This is a genomic window from Streptacidiphilus sp. EB129 (assembly GCF_041262645.1).
GTDB lineage: Bacteria > Actinomycetota > Actinomycetes > Streptomycetales > Streptomycetaceae > Streptacidiphilus.
Genome location: NZ_JBGCCS010000005.1, coordinates 1 through 17,037, shown reverse-complemented (window position 1 = coordinate 17,037; position 17,037 = coordinate 1). Strand labels below are relative to the sequence as shown.

Sequence of the window (17,037 nt, the reverse complement as noted above, 5' to 3'; positions counted from 1 at the left end):
CGGCCCGCCCGGCGGCGGCAACCGACGGAGTGACGGCCCCGCGCAGCAGGTGCGCCGCACCGTTCAGGCAGACTTTCGGGTATGGACATAGTCATCCGCCCCGCACTGGACTCCGAGCTGGACGCCGCAGGCCACCTCACCGCCGAGTCGTTCATCGCCGACGGCCACACCTCCCGTGGCGGCGACTACGAGCCCCGGCTACGGGACGGACGCGACCGCGCGGAGCGGGCGGAGCTCCTGGTCGCGGTGGACCCGGAGAGCGGTGCGCTGCTGGGCTCGGTCACCTTCGCCCCGCCCGGCTCGCCGTACGCCGACCTGGCCGAGGGCCAGGAGGGTGAGTTCCGGATGCTGGCGGTGTCCCCGGAGGCCCGGGGCCGGGGCGCGGGCGAGGCGCTGGTGCGGGCCTGCCTGGAGCGGGCACGGGAACTGGGGCTGCCCCGGGTGGTGATGTCCACCCAGGCGGAGATGGTGCACGCGCACCGGATCTACGAGCGGCTGGGCTTCGTGCGGACGCCGGAGCGGGACTGGATGCCCATCCCCGGACTGCAACTGATGACGTACGCCGTCGAACTGACGAGTGATTCCCCTCACTGAGGACACAACATCTAGGGGTGCAATCTCGAAGCACCCCTACATGTATGCTCACTCTCGCTGTCGACGCAGGGGAACCCGGTGCGAGTCCGGGACTGCCCCGCAGCGGTGAGCGGGCCTGCCCGCGAGTCCGAGTACCTGCCGACGGCACGCCCCGGGAGTCCCGGGGCTGCACGTCCGGGCCTCGCGGGTGGGCCGGGGACGCGCCCCGTGCTGCCCTCGTGCGCCCGGACGCGCCCCTGCTCCCGCGGCCCGCCGCCGACCGGCCGCCAACGAGGAGCGCACAGTGACCATCACCGAGACAGCAGCACTGCCACAGCAGGGCGACAGCCCCGCCTCCCCTGGCACCGTTGACTACCCCGGGACCGCTGACTCCCCTGGCACCACCGGCTCGCCGGGCACCACGCTGCTGCGCACCCTCACCGAGCGCTCCACCGACCTGACCGAGGTCGACCCCGGCCGGGTCGCCGCCGCCGCCCTGCGCGGGCGCAGCTCCGTCGCCGACTACACCGAGCTGCGCGGCCTGGCCATCGAGGCCGCCGCCGCCCTGATCGCCGAGGACCCGCAGTACTCCCGGCTGGCGGCCAGGCTGCTGGCCGAGGAGATCCGCGAGGAGGCCGCCGGGCAGGGGTCGACCGGCTTCGCCGCCTCGGTCGCGGTCGGCCACCGCGAGGGCCTGATCGGCGACGCCACCGCCGACTTCGTGGCCGCGCACGCCGCCGTACTGGACGCCACCGTCGACCCGGCCGGCGACGACCGCTTCGAGTACTTCGGGCTGCGCACCCTCTACTCCCGCTACCTGCTGCGCCACCCGATCACCCGTCAGGTCATCGAGACCCCCCAGCAGTTCATGCTCCGGGTGGCCTGCGGGCTTGAGGTCGGTGGCGACGGCGCGTCCGTGACCGAGGTGGCGGAGCTGTACCGGCTGATGAGCCGGCTGGAGTACCTGCCCTCCTCCCCGACGCTGTTCAACTCCGGTACCCGGCACCCGCAGATGTCCTCCTGCTACCTGCTGGACTCCCCGCTGGACGAGCTGGACTCGATCTACAGCCGCTACGCCCAGATCGCCCGGCTCAGCAAGCACGCCGGCGGCATCGGCCTGTCGTACAGCCGGATCCGCTCCCGGGGCAGCCTGATCCGGGGCACCAACGGCCAGTCCAACGGCATCGTGCCGTTCCTGCGCACGCTGGACTCCTCGGTCGCCGCGGTCAACCAGGGCGGCCGCCGCAAGGGCGCGGCCTGCGTCTACCTGGAGACCTGGCACGCGGACGTCGAGGAGTTCCTGGAGCTGCGCGACAGCACCGGCGAGGAGGCCCGGCGCACCCACAACCTCAACCTGGCGCACTGGATCCCCGACGAGTTCATGCGCCGGGTCGACGCCGACTCCGAGTGGTCGCTCTTCTCCCCCGGTGACGTGCCCGAGCTGGTCGACCTGTGGGGCGCCGAGTTCGACGCCGCCTACGCCAAGGCCGAGGCGGCCGGGCTGGCCATCCGCACCCTGCCGGCCCGGACCCTGTACGCGCGGATGATGCGCACCCTGGCGCAGACCGGCAACGGCTGGATGACCTTCAAGGACGCCTCCAACCGCGCCGCCAACCAGACCGCGCTGCCCGGGCGCACCGTGCACTCCTCGAACCTCTGCACCGAGATCCTGGAGGTCACCGACGACGGCGAGACCGCCGTCTGCAACCTCGGCTCGGTCAACCTCGGCGCCCACCTGCTCGATTCGGGCGACGTCGACTGGGAGCGGCTGGACCGCACCGTCCGTACCGCGGTGACCTTCCTCGACCGGGTCGTGGACATCAACTTCTACCCGACCCCCGAGGCCGCCGCCTCCAACGCCCGCTGGCGCCCGGTCGGGCTGGGCGTGATGGGCCTTCAGGACGTCTTCTTCAAGCTGCGGCTGGACTTCGACTCCGCCGAGGCGAAGGCGCTCTCCACCCGGATCGCCGAGCGGATCATGCTCGCCGCCTACGAGACCAGCTGCGACCTGGCCGAGCGCCTCGGCCGCCACGTCGCGTACGAGGAGACCCGGGCCGCGCGCGGACAGCTGCACATCGACCACTTCGACGTGCGGCCGGAGTGGGCCGACCGCTGGACGGCACTGCGCGAGCGCGTCGCGGTGACCGGTCTGCGCAACTCGCTGCTGCTCGCCATCGCGCCGACCGCGACCATCGCCTCGATCGCCGGAGTCTACGAGTGCATCGAGCCGCAGGTCTCCAACCTGTTCAAGCGGGAGACCCTCAGCGGGGAGTTCCTTCAGGTCAACCCGTACCTGGTGGCCGACCTCAAGCAGCGCGGGCTGTGGAACGCGGCCACCCGCGAGTCGCTGCGCGAGGCCAACGGCAGCGCGCAGGAGATCCCCGGCCTGCCGGCCGAGCTTGCCTCGCTCTACCGCACCGCCTGGGAGCTGCCGCAGCGCGCGCTGATCGACCTGGCCGCGGCCCGGATGCCGTACCTGGACCAGAGCCAGTCGCTGAACCTGTTCCTGGCCTCGCCCACCATCGGCAAGCTGAGCTCGATGTACGCGTACGCCTGGAAGGTCGGTCTGAAGACCACCTACTACCTGCGCTCCCGCCCGGCCACCCGGATCGCCCGCGCGGCCGCCGCTGCCGCCCCCGTCGTCCCCGTCGTCGAGGAAGAGGCGATCATCGCCTGCTCCCTGGAGAACCCCGAGTCCTGCGAGGCCTGCCAGTAATGACCACCCCTGAAAAGAATCTCCTGGACCCGGGCTTCGAACTGACCCTGCGTCCGATGCGCTACCCGGACTTCTACGAGCACTACCGCAACGCCATCAAGAACACCTGGACCGTCGAGGAGGTGGACCTGCACTCCGACGTCGCCGACCTGGCCAAGCTCAGCGCGGACGAGCGGCACCTGCTGGGCCGCCTGGTCGCCTTCTTCGCCACCGGCGACTCGATCGTCTCCAACAACCTGGTGCTGACCCTCTACAAGCACATCAACTCGCCGGAGGCGCGGCTCTACCTCTCCCGCCAGCTGTTCGAGGAGGCCGTGCACGTCCAGTTCTACCTGACCCTGCTGGACACCTACCTGCCCGACCCCGAGGACCGCAACGCGGCCTTCGCCGCGGTGGAGAACATCCCCTCGATCCGCGAGAAGGCCCAGTTCTGCTTCCGCTGGATGGACCAGGTCGAGAAGCTGGACTCGCTGCAGACCAAGGCCGACCGGCGCCGCTTCCTGCTCAACCTGATCTGCTTCGCGGCCTGCATCGAGGGCCTGTTCTTCTACGGCGCCTTCGCCTACGTGTACTGGTTCCGCTCCCGCGGCCTGCTGCACGGTCTCGCCACCGGCACCAACTGGGTGTTCCGCGACGAGTCCATGCACATGGACTTCGCCTTCCAGGTGGTGGACACCGTCCGCGCCGAGGAGCCGGACCTCTGGGACGAGGAGCTGGGCGCCCAGGTCACAGCGATGCTGGAGGAGGCCGTCGAGGCCGAGCTGCAGTTCGCCCGTGACCTCTGCGGCGACGGCCTGCCGGGCATGAACACCGAGTCCATGCGCGAGTACCTGCAGTGCGTGGCCGACCAGCGGCTCACCCGCCTCGGCCTGCCGGTCCGCTACGGCTCCGAGAACCCGTTCGGCTTCATGGAGCTCCAGGGCGTCCAGGAGCTGACCAACTTCTTCGAGCGCCGCGTCTCCGCCTACCAGGTCGCCGTCGAAGGCACCGTCTCCTTCGACGACGACTTCTAGGCCGACTGCGGCAGGGAGTGGATCAGCCTGCCCTCGCCGTCCAGCTTGCCCTCGCTCGGAGTGAATCCGAGCCGTTCGGCCAGCCGCAGCGAGGGCAGGTTGTCCGGCCTGATCAGCGCCACCACCCGCAGCTCCGGGAATCGGGGCCGCCCCAGGTCGAGTCCGGCCTGCGCGGCCTCCCGGGCCAGCCCCCGGCCCCATACGGACGGGGAGAACCGGTAGTAGAGGTTCAGCACCCGCTCGCCCTCCAGGAGCACCACCTTGGTCCCGGCGAAGCCGATGACGGCTCCGGGATCCCCGCGCAGCGCCACCGCGCAGTAGCCGATGCCCTCCGTGGCCCAGTCCTCGTCCCAGAGCCGCAGCCACTCCCGGCCCATCTCGACCGACCGCATCGGCCCGTGCGGGTTGTACCGGTTCGTCTCCGGATCCCCGTGCACCGCGAACACCGCCTCCGCGTCATCCGGCTGCGGCCGCGTCAGCACCAGCCGCTCGGTCTCGGCAACCCGGATCCGCGACACCACAGCACCACACTCCCCGTCCCGACTACGCACCCCATCCGCCCCAGTATCGGTCAGCACCCCGGCGGGAACCCTCGAATATTTCAGAGCAGGGTCCGCCAGTAGGACCGGAAGCGGATGAGTACCAGGCCGGCGGTGACCCCCGCCTGCAGGCCCAGCCAGAACCAGGGCCGGTAGCGGGCGCCGGCCGGCAGCCCCACGGCCAGGGTCAGCGTGACCGCGAAACCGGCGATGCCGAGCAGCGGGTTGGGGAAGCCGAAGAGCGCGGCCTGCCATCTGGTCATGACATTGCCGCAGCTGATGATCGGGTTGATGCTGCAGCTGGGAGTGTACCCCGGGGTGGTCAGCAGCTTGAAGCGCTCGTAGGTGAGGGTGAACGAGGCCACGAAGCCCAGGAGTGAGGTGACCACCAGGAACCAGGTCATCGCCCGGCCCGCTCCGGTGCCGGTTCGGGCGTCCTGGTCGGCTGCGTCCATGCCTCCCAGGATCACCCACGTCCCGGCCACCCGCAGAGGGAGCTAGTCGTTCGGCACTACCTCGTAGCGCGGGGTCAGCTCCGCCATCTGCCGCAGCGCGTCCTTGCGGTCCCGCTTGGACAGCCGGTCGATGTAGAGGTAGCCGTTGAGGTGGTCGGTCTCGTGCTGCAGGCAGCGCGCGAAGAAGCCGGTGCCCTCCACCACGACGTCCTTGCCGTCCCTGTCCTGGCCGCGGACCACGGCGTACTCGGGGCGGGCGAGGTCGGCGTACGCGCCGGGCACGGAGAGGCAGCCCTCCGGGGACTCGTCCAGCGTGCGCTGGGCCGGGTCCAGCTCGTCCAGCACCGGGTTCACCACGACGCCGATGTGCCGCACGCCGTCGTCGTCCGGGCAGTCGTAGACGAAGACCCGCTGCGCGACACCGATCTGGTTGGCGGCCAGGCCCACGCCCTCCGCCGCGTACATGGTCACGAACATGTCGTCGATCAGCGCGGACAGGTCCGCCCCGAAGTCGGTGACCGTGGCGCACGGGTGGTGCAGCACCGGATTGCCGACGACGGTGATCGGCCGAAAAGCGCCCTTGGACGTGTCCGGCTCCTCGCCGACCACCCGCACCGGGGCCTGCTCCTCGACCTGTTCGACCTGCTCCTCGACCTGCTGCTCCGCCATGCCGCTCGCCTTCACTGTGTACCGGGGACCCCTCAAGCCTACGGGCTCGCCCTCACCCGCCGGGACCAGTCGGCCCCTGCGGACAGGCCGGCAGCCAGTCGGCGGACGCGGAGGGTGACCGGCGACAGCGGGTCAGCACACCTCTTCGAGGTCCCGGTAGGCGCGTCCGGCCGGGCGCCCGGCCACCCAGCGGTCCAGCAGCAGCCCGACCAGGTCGGCCGGCGCGGCCAGCCCGCACTCCCGCTCCGGGATCCAGAGCGCGCCGGCGCTGCGGTGGCTCAGATGCCCCAGCTCGCCGTTGTCGTGCGGGTCGTGGTGCTCGCTGTGACCGTCGTCGGCCGGCATCCGGCTCTCCGAGCAGTCCCGGCACAGCAGCCGCACCGACGAGGTCCAGTCCTCGGCCGCGTACCCGGCCTCGGAGACCAGTCGCTCCAGCGCGTCCCGGTCCGCCTCGGTCTCGGCCTGCAGCAGCACCACGTAGGTCGGCACCGGTGACGGCGCCCACAGCTCGATCTCGTCGAACACCGGGTAGGGCACCCCGTCCGCGACCCGCTCGCCGTGCGGCGAGCCGTCGTGCAGCACCACCTCGCCCCAGCGGCGGCCGGAGGAGGGCAGCGGGATGGACAGCACCTCGACCCGGGCCGGGTCCAGCCGGCGGCCCCAGACCACCTCGGACTCGCCCTCGGGCGACAGCCGTACCGGGGTGGTGCCGAAGTCCAGGCTGACCGGGCCCTCCCCGGGCGCGAGCCGCAGCCCGTACGCCTGCCAGGAGCGCCGGGCCAGCGCCCAGTCCTGCAGCGCGGTCGCGGCGATGCCCAGGTTCCACCAGTCGGGCGCGCCCGGGTTGCGGTCCAGCAGGGCGACGGCGCGCAGCCCCGCCGCGCGCGCCTGCTCCCAGTCGCGACGGAACTTGTGCAGCAGCGCCAGGTTGAACCAGGAGTCGGAGAGCCAGGGCTCCAGGTCGGCGGCGCGGACCAGCAGGGCGCCGGCGTCGTCGAAACGCCCGCTCCCGATGAGCGTGAAGGCCCGGTCGGTCGTCTGCCGCCAGGTGGCGGACGGCCGCTGCCGTGCCCGATTGAAGATCTTCACCTCGGCCTGCCACTCGTCCGATTCCACCCGGCGGTCCGGGCTGAGTTCTTCCGGTGCTCTGCGTTGTTCCGGTGCCCTGCTGCGTTGTTCCGGTGCTGTGCCGTGTCCCGTTCCCAGGCCGGTGAGTGCCTGCTGCCCGCCAGGGGTCGGACCACCGGATCGGATTGCCGCCCCGGATGCACGCTACGTCCGTGCGCTCCCCGACGCCATGCGCACGCCCCCGACCCGCACTCCCGCCCCTGCCCGACTCCATGCCCGCTCCGCGGCCCGTCACACACCCCGGCCCACCCTCTCTCCTGCATCCAACCATGTCGCACGCTCCCGGCGCTCACTACCAGCCGGTTATCCGCCCGCTCCGGCCAGCAGCACCCGACCGAGTGCATCCACCACGGCCGGCTCGTACAGCAGCGCGGTGTCCTGGCGCAGTTGCTCCAGCACCTCGCGCTGCCGGGCCGGACAGCCGTCGTCGCAGACCAGGTCGTCGAAGGCATTGGCCACCCGGATGATGGCCGACGCCCGCGGCACCCCGGGGTCCCGGCGGCCGTCCGCCCGCCGGTACGGCTCGGCCAGCAGCGCCACCGTCTCGGCCACCTGCGGCGGTACGCCGGTCTGCCGGATCACCTCGCTGCCCAACTGCCCGATCCGTCGCTGCTCGGCCACCGGGAGCAGCGCGGTGGCCCCTCCCGGCACCGGATCCACCAGGGAGAGCTGGCCGATGTCGTGCATCAGCGCCGCGTACTCCAGCAGAAGCAGCTCCCGCTCACCCAGTGCCAGCTCCCGGCCGATCCGGCCGGCCAGCGAGGCGACCCTGCGGGCGTGGCCCGGGAGGGTGTAGCCGGCCACCTCGGTGGCCCGGGCCAGCGAGGCGACGGTCTGCCGCTGGGTGGCCAGGATCGCGGTGTAGCGGCGGAACGACACCTGGCTGAGCAGCAGCGGGGCCGAGAACAGCGGCAGCGCCCACAGCCCGATCTCCCCGGCGGCGAGGCTCACCACCATCCCGGTGGCCACGATCGCCGTGCCGATCCCGACCAGCGCGGCCAGTTCGTCCCGTACCGCCCGCCCCGGCGGGACCCGGCTGCGCTCGCTGCGCAGCGCCGCCGCCAGCAGCACGTCGACCAGTGCCGCGCAGGCGGCGTCACCGGTGAGCAGCATCGCGTAGACCGGTCCCGGCAGGTGCAGCCGGTCCAGCATCCCGCTGTTGTAGCAGGGCTGGAACAGGGCGGCGGCCACCGCGACGGTGAGGATCCGCCGGGCGAACAGGTCCGGGTCCAGGCGCACCCCGGCGGCCAGCGACGGCAGCAGGCCGAGCAGCATCGCGCCACCGCAGAGCAGTACCACCTGGGCGACCCCGTGGTGCGTGCGCAGCCCGCCCAGGCTGCCGAGCAGCGCGTACGCCAGCGCGGCCGCGGCCCCGAGCGGGGCCTGCTGCCGGTCCCCCGGCAGGGGGGTGCGGACCAGCTCGCCGACCACCATGAACGCTCCGAAGGCCGCGGCGACCCGCAGGTCGACGGCCCCGTTCAGGGCGACCGCCAGCGCCGACCAGAGGAGCAGCGCGCCCGCCGACGCCCGGACCGCCGACGCCGTACCCAAGCCCCTCACCGCTGCTCCCGCGCCGGCTGATCCCGCAGCGGATCGCCCCGTAGCGACTCAGCCCGCAGCGACTCAGCCCGCAGCGGATCGTCCCGCAGCGGATCGGCGCGCGGGGGCCGGCCGCAGGCCGCGCCGCGCCGTTGTCCGGCAGGGTCCCGCTGTGCGCCGATCGGACGGCCGCTGCCGCCGGCGGCGGAGCGGACCGACGGTTCACGCGGGCCGAGCGGGATGTCCGGGGCGGACGCGTCCCCCGCCACGACCGGTTCCCAGCCGTGTCGGTCCAGCGCCCGGACCAGCGCGTCGACCATCGCCGGGTCGAACTGGCTGCCGGCACAGCGCTCCAGCTCCGCCACCGCCTCGTTCAGCGGGCGGCCGCGCCGGTAGGGACGGGTGGAGGTCATCGAGTCGAAGGCGTCGGCGACCGCGATCACCCGGGCGAACTCCGGGATGGCGTCGCCGGCCAGCCCGTGCGGGTAGCCGCGCCCGTCCACCCGCTCGTGGTGGTGCAGGATGCCGTCGCGGGCCTCGCCGAGGAAGCCGATGCCGCGCACCATCTCGTGGCCGTACTCCGGGTGCAGCGCGACCGCCTGGTACTCGTCGTCGGTCAGCGGCCCGTCCTTGCGCAGCACCCGGGTGGGCACACCGAGCTTCCCCACGTCGTGCAGGGTGCCGGCGACCCGCAGCGAGGCCACCCGGTCCTCGCGCATCCGCAGCTCACGGGCTATCAGCACGGCGGCCCGGCCGACCCGTTCGCTGTGTTCCCGGGTGTACTCGTCCTTGATCTCCACCGCCTGGACCAGGGCCCGCACGGTGGCCTGGTGCGCGGCGTGCTCCAGGTGGTACTGGGCGAACACCCAGGTGGAGACCGTCAGCGGGAGCAGCAGCAGGACCGCGGCGAAGACCCCGTAGGGCCCCGCCCACAGCACCGCCATCATCAGTCCTATCAGTCCGTGGCCCAGGGCCGGGCCCGGGCAGCGCAGCAGCACGTGCGACCAGAGCCGGTGGTGCGTGCCGGGCTCGGCGGCGGCCAGGATGCCGCCCACCAGCAGGCCGTTGACGGCGCAGAAGGTCAGCGCGGCGGCCCCGGCCGGCAGCAGCACCCCGGGGAACCGGGTCAGCTCCGGCTGCCCGGTGCCGCCCAGGGCGTGGAAGACGCAGGCCGCGGTGCAGGAGGCGAGGCCCAACTGGGCGGCGTTCCACACCCTCCGGGTGGTGCGCGGCGGTTCGGCGGGCGCCAGCAGCGCCCCGGGCAGCGCCACCAGCGCGGCGGCGGACGGCGGCAGCAGCACCACCCCCGCCAGCAGCACCGGGAAGTACGCGGCCCAGGGCCCCTGGAACGGGTCCGGCGCCGGTTCCGCACCACGCGCCCGCACGCCACCGCCGGACCCCCGGCCGCGCGCCAGCCGATCGCAGCCGGCGTACAGCAGCGCCAGCACCGCGACCCGGGACCACTCGCCCGGGTCCGGCCGGGCCGGGTCGCCACCGAGCAGTACGCCCCAGGGCAGCGCCGTGCGCAGCGCCGGGCAGAGCGGCAGCACGGCGAGTAAGGCGGCCACCAGGACCACGGCGACGAAGCCGGCCGCCACCGGGGGCAGCGCACGGCGCGGCGGGTCCGCTCCTGGAGTATGGATCTCGGCCTCCGCGCTCGTCCCGGTACCCGTCACGGAGGATATGTCCCTGAAGCGGGCGGAACCGCCCGGTCGCCGAATTGCCGCGTTCGGTGGGAGCAGACTCACACGATCAGGTGAAACTCAGATGATTCGAGCCGTCAATACCCGTGGCCCCAGGGCTTGATGCCCCGGGGCCACGAGTTCTTACAGAGATTTTCAGGTACAGCGATTTTCAGGTACGGGGATGGTCAGTCCGGCACTCCCGCGCCGCCTCAGTCCTGCGGCGCCGCCGCCTGAGCCGTCGCGGGCGCCGCGGTCAGGGGCGCCGAGGTCACGGGCGCCGCCGCCGGGTCACCGACGAGGTCGCCCTCGACCGGCAGACCGGCGCGGATCCGCTCGATCCGGGCCAGCACCTTGCCGCGCAGGTCGCTGGGTGCGGTGTCGCAGCCGCAGGAGCGCTTCACCAGCGCCTTGATGGCCTGCTCCAGCCCGTACTTCTCCAGGCACGGCGAGCACTCGTCGAAGTGCACGCGCAGCTTGGCGCAGTCGCCCTCACCCATCTCGTTGTCGAGGTACTCGTAGAGATGGTCGAGCACCTCGCTGCACGCGGTGTCGTGGTGGTTTCCGCAGCTCATGACCCCGAGCCTTTCGCCTGGTCCTTCGAGACACCGGTCCCCGCGCCACTGCCGGCCGGGACCAGCCCCCGGTCGCGGGCGTAGTCCTCCAGCAGGTCGCGCAGCTGACGGCGACCCCGGTGGAGGCGGGACATCACCGTACCGATGGGTGTCCCCATGATGTCGGCAATCTCCTTGTACGCGAAGCCCTCGACGTCCGCGAGATACACCGCGATCCGGAACTCCTCCGGGATCGACTGCAGGGCGTCCTTCACGTCACTGTCCGGGAGGTGGTCCAGGGCGACCGCCTCGGCGGAGCGCAGGCCCGTCGACATGTGCGACTCGGCCCGCGCGAGCTGCCAGTCCTCGATCTCCTCGGCACCGGTCCGCTGCGGCTCGCGCTGCTTCTTCCGGTACGAGTTGATGAACGTGTTGGTCAGGATTCGGTACAGCCACGCCTTGAGGTTGGTGCCCTCACGGAACTGGTGGAAGGAGGCGAACGCCTTGGCGAAGGTCTCCTGCAACAGGTCCTCGGCGTCAGCCGGATTGCGGGTCATCCGCAGCGCGGCTGAGTACATCTGGTCCAGGTAGCCCAAGGCGTCCCGTTCGAAGCGCGCGGAGCGCTCCGACTCGGTCTCCTCCGCGGCAGCCCGGAAGGTGTCGCCCTCGAAGTCGGCATCGGGCACACCGCCCGTCACCGGCTCGCTCGCGGCCCCCGTCTCGTCCTCGGTCCCGGCGACCGGACCCACCTCCTCAGCGAAGAACGCACGGCCCACAGTGGCGGACCTGCTCGCAAGGGAGACTATCGGGCTCACGCTCGAATCGCCTGCGACAGGCCACTCGGGCCAGGACAGGACCGACTCCGCGGCGCCCTCAGGACGTGCGGGGCATGCGGCTGCAACCATGAGCGCTGCCTTTCACTGACGCTGTGATACCGACAGTGAGGAGAACCACCGGGCCGCCGGGGTCATTCCCGGATCCGTGCGCATGCCTTGACATTCAGAACGGCGTGGGGGTTCAGAACAGCGTGGTCTCCGGCTCGGGCTCCGGCTCCACCCGCGCCGTCAGCTCGGGACCGTTGTTGCGGACGTTGCCGACCGCGGCCGAGACCGGCCGGGCCTCCAGCAGCCCGGGCGGCGGCGGGGCCAGCAGCGCGCGGGCCTCGTCCAGGTCGGTCAGGGACGGATCCAGCCAGTCGTCCCAGGAGTCGGGGCGCAGCATCAGCGGCATCCGGTCGTGGATCCGGGCCAGCGCGGGTTCCGCCGCGGTGGTCACGATGGTGCAGGTGCACCACCAGGCGGCCGGATCGTCCTGCTCGCGGATCTGCGGATCGCGCCAGAACTCGTACAGTCCGGCCATCGCCAGCACCGAGCCGTCGGCCGGGGTGATGAAGTACGGCTGCTTGCGCAGCGCGGACCTGGGCGTTCCGGGTCGCGACGGCATCGTGAGCCACTCGTAGTAGCCGTCGGCGGGGACGATGCAGCGGCGCGAGGCGAAGGGGTGGCGGTAGGCCGGCTTCTCGTGGACGCTCTCGGCCCGCGCGTTGAACATCTTCACCGCGACGTCGGCGGACTTCGCCCAGGACGGCACCAGCCCCCAGCGCAGCGCCCGCAACTGCCGTACCGGCCGCGGATCCGGCTGCGGGTCCGCGTCCCGTACCGCCCGCTCCAGCACCGCGAAGACCGGGTCGGTCGGGGCGGTGTTCCAGCTCGGCTCCACCGTCTCGGTGGGATCCCACCGCTGCACCCCGAACAGCTCGACCAGGTCCTCCGGCTTACGACTTGCCGCGTATCGACCGCACATGCCCCCACCTTGCCAGCCCGGCCGCCCGGCATCCACAGCCGGTCGGCGGCCACGGCCCGGCGGCGGGCGACGGCGCCGGGCGACGCGGCGCGCGGACCGGCGCGGGCGCGGGCCGGACGAACCGGCGGCTACCGCTGCCGCGTCCTCCCGTGCGAGGCTTCCCCCTTCGCGCCGTCCCCGACGAGGTGAGAGACACCCGCATGCACCCGCAGAGCATCAGCCAGGTCTGGGACCAGGTCACCGGAGTCCAGTCCGCGCCGTCCGCGGCGGTGGTGTGGGCCAGCGCCGTGATCGCCCTGATGGCCGTGGCCCCCCATCTGACCTGGCACTACACCCGCAACGTGGTCACCATCGCGCACGAGGGCGGGCACGGCCTGGCCGCCGTGCTCACCCGCCGCAAGCTGCACGGCATCCAGCTGCACTCCGACACCTCCGGACTCACCGTCTCCTCCGGCAAGCCGCACGGGCCGGGGATGGTGCTCACCGCCGCCGCCGGCTACTCGGCGCCGCCGCTGCTGGGGCTGGGCGGGGCCTGGCTGATCTCCGGCGGGCACGTCACCGCGCTGCTCTGGGCGGTGGTCGCGCTGCTGGTGCTGGTGCTGGTCAAGGTCCGCAACGCCTACGGCGCGGTGACCGTGCTGGTCACCGGCGGGCTGTGCTTCGCGGTGTCCTGGTTCGGCAGTGCGCAGTTGCAGGGCGCCTTCGCGTACCTCAGCGTCTGGTTCCTGCTGCTCGCGGGCGTGCGCCCGGTGGTCGAACTGCAGCGCAAGCGGCGGCAGAACGGCGCCCCGGACTCCGACGCGGACCAGCTCGGCCGGCTGACCGGGGTCCCCGCCCTGCTCTGGGTGACGTTCTTCCTGGTCATCTCGCTCGCCTCACTGGCCGTCGGCGCCCGCTGGCTGCTCACGCGGTGAAGCCGTCCGGCTCCGGAGAGGCGATAGGCTCGGTGGCCATGACCGGCTCTCTCGAACCTCTGTGGCCCGCGCCGACCGCGACCGACCCCGTCGACGCGGTGGTCACCGTCCCCGGATCGAAGTCGGCGACCAATCGCGCCCTGGTCCTCGCCGCCCTCGCCGACCAGCCCGGCTTCGTCCGCCGCCCGCTGCGCAGCCGCGACAGCCTGCTGATGGCCGACGGGCTGCGGGCGATGGGCATCGGCGTCGAGGACACCCTCAACAGCAGCAGCGGGGTCAGCGGCGGCGGCGACGCCTGGCGGGTGCTGCCGGCCCCGCTGAACGGTCCGGCCCGGGTGGACGTGGGCAACGCCGGGACGGTGATGCGCTTCCTGCCGCCGCTGGCCGCGCTGGCCACCGGCCCGGTCCACTTCGACGGCGACCCCCGTTCGCACGAGCGCCCGCTCGGCGGCGTGATCACCGCGCTGCGCGGTCTCGGCGCCCGGATCGAGGACGACGGCCGCGGCGCGCTGCCGCTCACCGTGCACGGCACCGGCGGACTGGTCGGCGGCTCGGTCACGGTCGACGCCTCGTCCTCCTCGCAGTTCGTCAGCGCGCTGCTGCTGTCCGGACCGCGCTACCAGCAGGGCGTGGAGGTCCGGCACGTCGCCGCGGGCTCGGCCCGCGGCGGCGCCGACGCGGGCGGCGCCCGGGTCGGCACCGTCCCCTCGCTGCCACACATCCGGATGACCGTGGAGATGCTGCGAGCCGCCGGAGCCCGGGTCGACGCACCCGAGGACGGCGGTGAGCCGGACGTCTGGCGGGTCGCGCCGGGCGCGCTGCTGGGCCGCGACCTGGTGGTGGAGCCCGACCTGTCCAACGCCGCGCCGTTCCTGGCCGCCGCGCTGGTCACCGGCGGCACCGTACTGATCAGGGACTGGCCCCGGCACACCAGCCAGCCCGGCGACCAGTTGCGCGAGCTGCTCACCCGGATGGGCGGATCCTGCGCCTTCACCGAGGACGGGCTGCGCTTCACCGGGTCCGGCTCGGTGCACGGGCTGGACGCCGATCTGCACGAGGTCGGCGAGCTGACGCCGGTGATCGCCGCCGTCGCCGCGCTGGCCGACTCGCCGTCCCGGCTCAGCGGCATCGCCCACCTGCGGGTCCACGAGACCGACCGGCTGGCCGCCCTCGCCAACGAGCTCAACGGCCTAGGCGGTGACGTCACCGAGACCGCCGACGGCCTGGTGATCAAGCCCCGCCCGTTGCACGGCGGCGTCTTCCACACCTACGAGGACCACCGGCTGGCCACCGCCGCCGCGGTGATCGGCCTCGCGGTTCCGGGCGTACAGGTCGAGAATGTGGGCACCACCGCCAAGACCCTGCCCGACTTCCCCGGGCTCTGGTCCGACCTGCTCGACCCCACCAGCACTGTGAAGGACTGACGCACCACCATGCGCCGCTACGGCGAGGACGCCGACGAGGACGACATCCGGGCCCGCCCCTCCCGCCGGGGCTCACGCCCCCGCACCCGGACCAGGCCCACCCATGAGGACGCCGCCGAGGGCATGGTGCTCACCGTCGACCGGGGCCGCTTCACCTGCCTGGTCGAGGCCGGCACCAAGCGGGAGCGGGAGATCGCCGCGATGAAGGCCCGCGAGCTGGGCCGCAAGGGCGTGGTCGTCGGCGACCGGGTCGGCCTGGTCGGCGACCTCTCCGGCGAGCCCGGCGTGCTCGCCCGCATCGTCCGGGTCGAGGAACGCGCCTCGGTGCTGCGCCGCACGGCCGACGACGACGACCCTTACGAGCGGATCGTCGTCGCCAACGCCGACCAGCTGGCGATCGTCATCGCGCTGGCCGACCCGGAGCCCCGGGCCCGGCTGATCGACCGCTGCCTGGTCGCCGCCTACGACGCGGGCCTGCGGCCGCTGCTGGTGCTGACCAAGTCCGACCTGGCCGCGCCGGAGCCGCTGCTCGACATCTACGCCCCGCTGGGCGTGGACCACGTGGTCACCCGCCGCGACGACCTCGCCGCCGAGGGCGCGGAGCGGGTGCGCGAGCACTTGCGCGGCCTGGCCACGGTCTTCATCGGCCACTCCGGCGTCGGCAAGACCACGCTGGTCAACGCCCTGGTCCCGGAGCACCAGCGCTCCACCGGGGTGGTCAACGCAGTCACCGGCCGGGGTCGGCACACCACCACCTCGGCGCTGGCACTGCGGCTGCCGCCGGCCCCCAAGGCCGAGCGCGGCGCCGAGCCGGGCTGGGTGATCGACACCCCGGGCTTCCGCTCCTTCGGCCTCTCCCACATCGAGCCGTCCCGGGTGATCCTGGCCTTCCCCGACCTGGTGCCCGGCACCGAGGGCTGCCCGCGGGCCTGCAGCCACGACGAGCCCGACTGCGCCCTGGACGCCTGGGTCGCCGACGGCCACGCCGAGCAGGCCCGGCTCTACTCGCTGCGCCGGCTGCTCTCCACCCGCGAGAGCCGCGAGGGCGACTGAGCGGGGCGCCCCGCGGCCGCTGGGGCGGTACCGGGGAGACCCGGTACCGCCCCAGCGGCCTGGATCAGTGTCCGAGGGCGACCTGGACGATCTTGATGATGACCAGGATCATGGCGATGAACAGGTAGCCGCGCAGGGCGCTCATGCCGATCTTGCGGCCGGTGGCCATGACGGGCTTGGTGAGGGTCTCCAGTGGGGGCATGCGCCAGGTGTCGCGGCCGGTGCGGTCGACCGGGTCTTCCTTGGTGGCGGTGCGGCGGCGGGTGAGGGCGTAGCCGGCGGCGAGTACTCCGGCCAGGCCGCAGGTGGCCATGATGTCGAGGATGGCGCCGGCGGTGATGTCGGGGAAGAGCACCGATGCGGTGAGGATGATCGACAGGGTGACCAGGACGCCGACGACGGCGGCGGTGAAGGCGTTGGTCTTGGGGCCGTTGACCCAGGGGCCGAGGACCTGCTTGTCGTTGCAGAGCAGCAGCAGGAATACCGAGGCGGAGGGGAGCAGGACGCCGGCGAGGGTCTGGACGCCTTCGGTGAGCAGGCCCAGGGGGGAGCCGGGGATGAGCACGATGGCGGCGGCCAGGCTGACCAGTCCGGCGTAGACGGCGTAGAAGCCCTTGGCGCCGCCGACGCCGCGGTGCAGGGAGTGCTTCATGCCGAAGACGTCGCCGATGGCGTAGGCGGTGGACAGGGAGACGGCGAAGGCGCCGATGATCGAGGCGTCGAGCAGGGCGATGGCGAACAGGACGCCGGCGAGTTTGCCGGCGTGGGCCTGGATGCCGTGGGCCAGGCCGGCGGCGTCGGTGAAGGTGCCGAAGTCCTTGGTGCCGGCGAAGGCGGCGCTGGTGGCGCCCATCAGGGCGGCGGCGCCGATGACGACGACGGCGATGCCGATCCACAGGTCGGCCTTCTCGTACTTCATGAAGCGGGGGGTGATCCGCTTGTCGATGACGTAGGACTGCTGGAAGAACAGCTGCC

The 17,037-nt window shown here is 72.7% G+C and carries 16 protein-coding genes and 1 riboswitch; of the genes, 6 read left to right on the top strand and 10 right to left on the bottom strand.

Annotated elements, in window-relative coordinates:
* Positions 1-81: 81 nt before the first annotated feature.
* From ABH925_RS07915 to ABH925_RS07905, 3 genes are all read left to right on the top strand, one after another.
* The gene (locus ABH925_RS07915; protein WP_370146397.1) at positions 82-594 is read left to right on the top strand and encodes a GNAT family N-acetyltransferase; all 513 of its coding nucleotides are present in this window, start codon (positions 82-84) and stop codon (positions 592-594) included.
* A 69-nt stretch (positions 595-663) separates the two neighbouring features.
* Positions 664-730, top strand: a riboswitch (cobalamin riboswitch).
* Positions 731-997: 267 nt separating this feature from the next.
* Positions 998-3,289, top strand: coding sequence for a ribonucleoside-diphosphate reductase subunit alpha (locus tag ABH925_RS07910; RefSeq protein ID WP_370146800.1), 2,292 nt, complete (start codon positions 998-1,000; stop codon positions 3,287-3,289).
* On the top strand, positions 3,289-4,302 hold the full coding sequence (locus tag ABH925_RS07905) for a ribonucleotide-diphosphate reductase subunit beta (protein ID WP_370146396.1): 1,014 nt from the start codon (positions 3,289-3,291) through the stop codon (positions 4,300-4,302). The genes ABH925_RS07910 and ABH925_RS07905 overlap by 1 nt, the downstream gene beginning before the upstream one ends.
* Here ABH925_RS07905 and ABH925_RS07900 read toward each other — a convergent pair.
* The 9 genes from ABH925_RS07900 to ABH925_RS07860 all read right to left on the bottom strand — a co-directional run bounded on the left by ABH925_RS07900 (position 4,299) and on the right by ABH925_RS07860 (position 12,671).
* Positions 4,299-4,823 (bottom strand): GNAT family N-acetyltransferase, encoded by a 525-nt coding sequence (locus ABH925_RS07900; protein ID WP_370146395.1) that lies wholly within the window; start codon positions 4,821-4,823, stop codon positions 4,299-4,301. The two genes, ABH925_RS07905 and ABH925_RS07900, sit on opposite strands and share 4 nt — an antisense overlap.
* Before the next feature lie 80 nt (positions 4,824-4,903).
* Positions 4,904-5,296 carry a vitamin K epoxide reductase family protein gene (locus tag ABH925_RS07895; protein ID WP_370146394.1) on the bottom strand — a complete coding sequence of 131 codons (393 nt, stop codon included), beginning with the start codon at positions 5,294-5,296 and terminating at the stop codon, positions 4,904-4,906.
* A gap of 42 nt (positions 5,297-5,338) precedes the next feature.
* The gene (gene def, locus ABH925_RS07890; RefSeq protein WP_370146393.1) at positions 5,339-5,965 is read right to left on the bottom strand and encodes a peptide deformylase; all 627 of its coding nucleotides are present in this window, start codon (positions 5,963-5,965) and stop codon (positions 5,339-5,341) included.
* Between the two features lie 132 nt (positions 5,966-6,097).
* The gene (locus ABH925_RS07885; protein WP_370146799.1) at positions 6,098-7,054 is read right to left on the bottom strand and encodes a tetratricopeptide repeat protein; all 957 of its coding nucleotides are present in this window, start codon (positions 7,052-7,054) and stop codon (positions 6,098-6,100) included.
* A 342-nt stretch (positions 7,055-7,396) separates the two neighbouring features.
* Positions 7,397-8,653, bottom strand: a complete 1,257-nt coding sequence (locus tag ABH925_RS07880) for an HD domain-containing protein (RefSeq protein WP_370146392.1) — start codon at positions 8,651-8,653, stop codon at positions 7,397-7,399.
* The gene (locus ABH925_RS07875) at positions 8,650-10,239 is read right to left on the bottom strand and encodes an HD-GYP domain-containing protein (protein ID WP_370146798.1); all 1,590 of its coding nucleotides are present in this window, start codon (positions 10,237-10,239) and stop codon (positions 8,650-8,652) included. The genes ABH925_RS07880 and ABH925_RS07875 overlap by 4 nt, the downstream gene beginning before the upstream one ends.
* A gap of 287 nt (positions 10,240-10,526) precedes the next feature.
* On the bottom strand, positions 10,527-10,889 hold the full coding sequence (rsrA, locus tag ABH925_RS07870) for a mycothiol system anti-sigma-R factor (protein ID WP_370146389.1): 363 nt from the start codon (positions 10,887-10,889) through the stop codon (positions 10,527-10,529).
* A complete protein-coding gene (locus ABH925_RS07865) occupies positions 10,886-11,617 on the bottom strand; it encodes a sigma-70 family RNA polymerase sigma factor (RefSeq protein WP_370146797.1) in 732 nt (243 codons plus the stop codon). Before ABH925_RS07865 ends, rsrA begins: the two co-directional genes overlap by 4 nt.
* Positions 11,618-11,885: 268 nt before the next feature.
* Positions 11,886-12,671 (bottom strand): SOS response-associated peptidase, encoded by a 786-nt coding sequence (locus ABH925_RS07860; RefSeq protein WP_370146388.1) that lies wholly within the window; start codon positions 12,669-12,671, stop codon positions 11,886-11,888.
* Between the two features lie 200 nt (positions 12,672-12,871).
* Between ABH925_RS07860 and ABH925_RS07855 the strand changes: the two genes are divergently transcribed.
* From ABH925_RS07855 to rsgA, 3 genes are read left to right on the top strand one after another with little or no spacing between them, the layout of a single operon-like run.
* Complete coding sequence (locus ABH925_RS07855; RefSeq protein WP_370146386.1) at positions 12,872-13,585, top strand: M50 family metallopeptidase; 714 nt, start codon at positions 12,872-12,874, stop codon at positions 13,583-13,585.
* A 38-nt stretch (positions 13,586-13,623) separates the two neighbouring features.
* Positions 13,624-15,009 carry a 3-phosphoshikimate 1-carboxyvinyltransferase gene (gene aroA / locus ABH925_RS07850; protein WP_370146385.1) on the top strand — a complete coding sequence of 462 codons (1,386 nt, stop codon included), beginning with the start codon at positions 13,624-13,626 and terminating at the stop codon, positions 15,007-15,009.
* A 9-nt stretch (positions 15,010-15,018) separates the two neighbouring features.
* A complete protein-coding gene (rsgA, locus tag ABH925_RS07845; RefSeq protein WP_370146384.1) occupies positions 15,019-16,062 on the top strand; it encodes a ribosome small subunit-dependent GTPase A in 1,044 nt (347 codons plus the stop codon).
* A gap of 64 nt (positions 16,063-16,126) precedes the next feature.
* Here the strand turns inward: rsgA and ABH925_RS07840 are convergent.
* On the bottom strand, positions 16,127-17,037 hold a 911-nt coding region (locus ABH925_RS07840), incomplete at its 5' end, for an NRAMP family divalent metal transporter (RefSeq protein WP_370146383.1).

Bases quoted from the DNA above. Each gene is read 5' to 3' on its own strand.
- ABH925_RS07915 (WP_370146397.1), top strand. From the start codon at position 82: ATGGACATAGTCATCCGCCCCGCACTGGACTCCGAGCTGGACGCCGCA.
- ABH925_RS07905 (WP_370146396.1), top strand. From the start codon at position 3,289: ATGACCACCCCTGAAAAGAATCTCCTGGACCCGGGCTTCGAACTGACC.
- ABH925_RS07895 (WP_370146394.1), bottom strand. From the start codon at position 5,296: ATGGACGCAGCCGACCAGGACGCCCGAACCGGCACCGGAGCGGGCCGG.
- def (WP_370146393.1), bottom strand. From the start codon at position 5,965: ATGGCGGAGCAGCAGGTCGAGGAGCAGGTCGAACAGGTCGAGGAGCAG.
- rsrA (WP_370146389.1), bottom strand. From the start codon at position 10,889: ATGAGCTGCGGAAACCACCACGACACCGCGTGCAGCGAGGTGCTCGAC.
- ABH925_RS07860 (WP_370146388.1), bottom strand. From the start codon at position 12,671: ATGTGCGGTCGATACGCGGCAAGTCGTAAGCCGGAGGACCTGGTCGAG.
- ABH925_RS07855 (WP_370146386.1), top strand. From the start codon at position 12,872: ATGCACCCGCAGAGCATCAGCCAGGTCTGGGACCAGGTCACCGGAGTC.
- aroA (WP_370146385.1), top strand. From the start codon at position 13,624: ATGACCGGCTCTCTCGAACCTCTGTGGCCCGCGCCGACCGCGACCGAC.
- rsgA (WP_370146384.1), top strand. From the start codon at position 15,019: ATGCGCCGCTACGGCGAGGACGCCGACGAGGACGACATCCGGGCCCGC.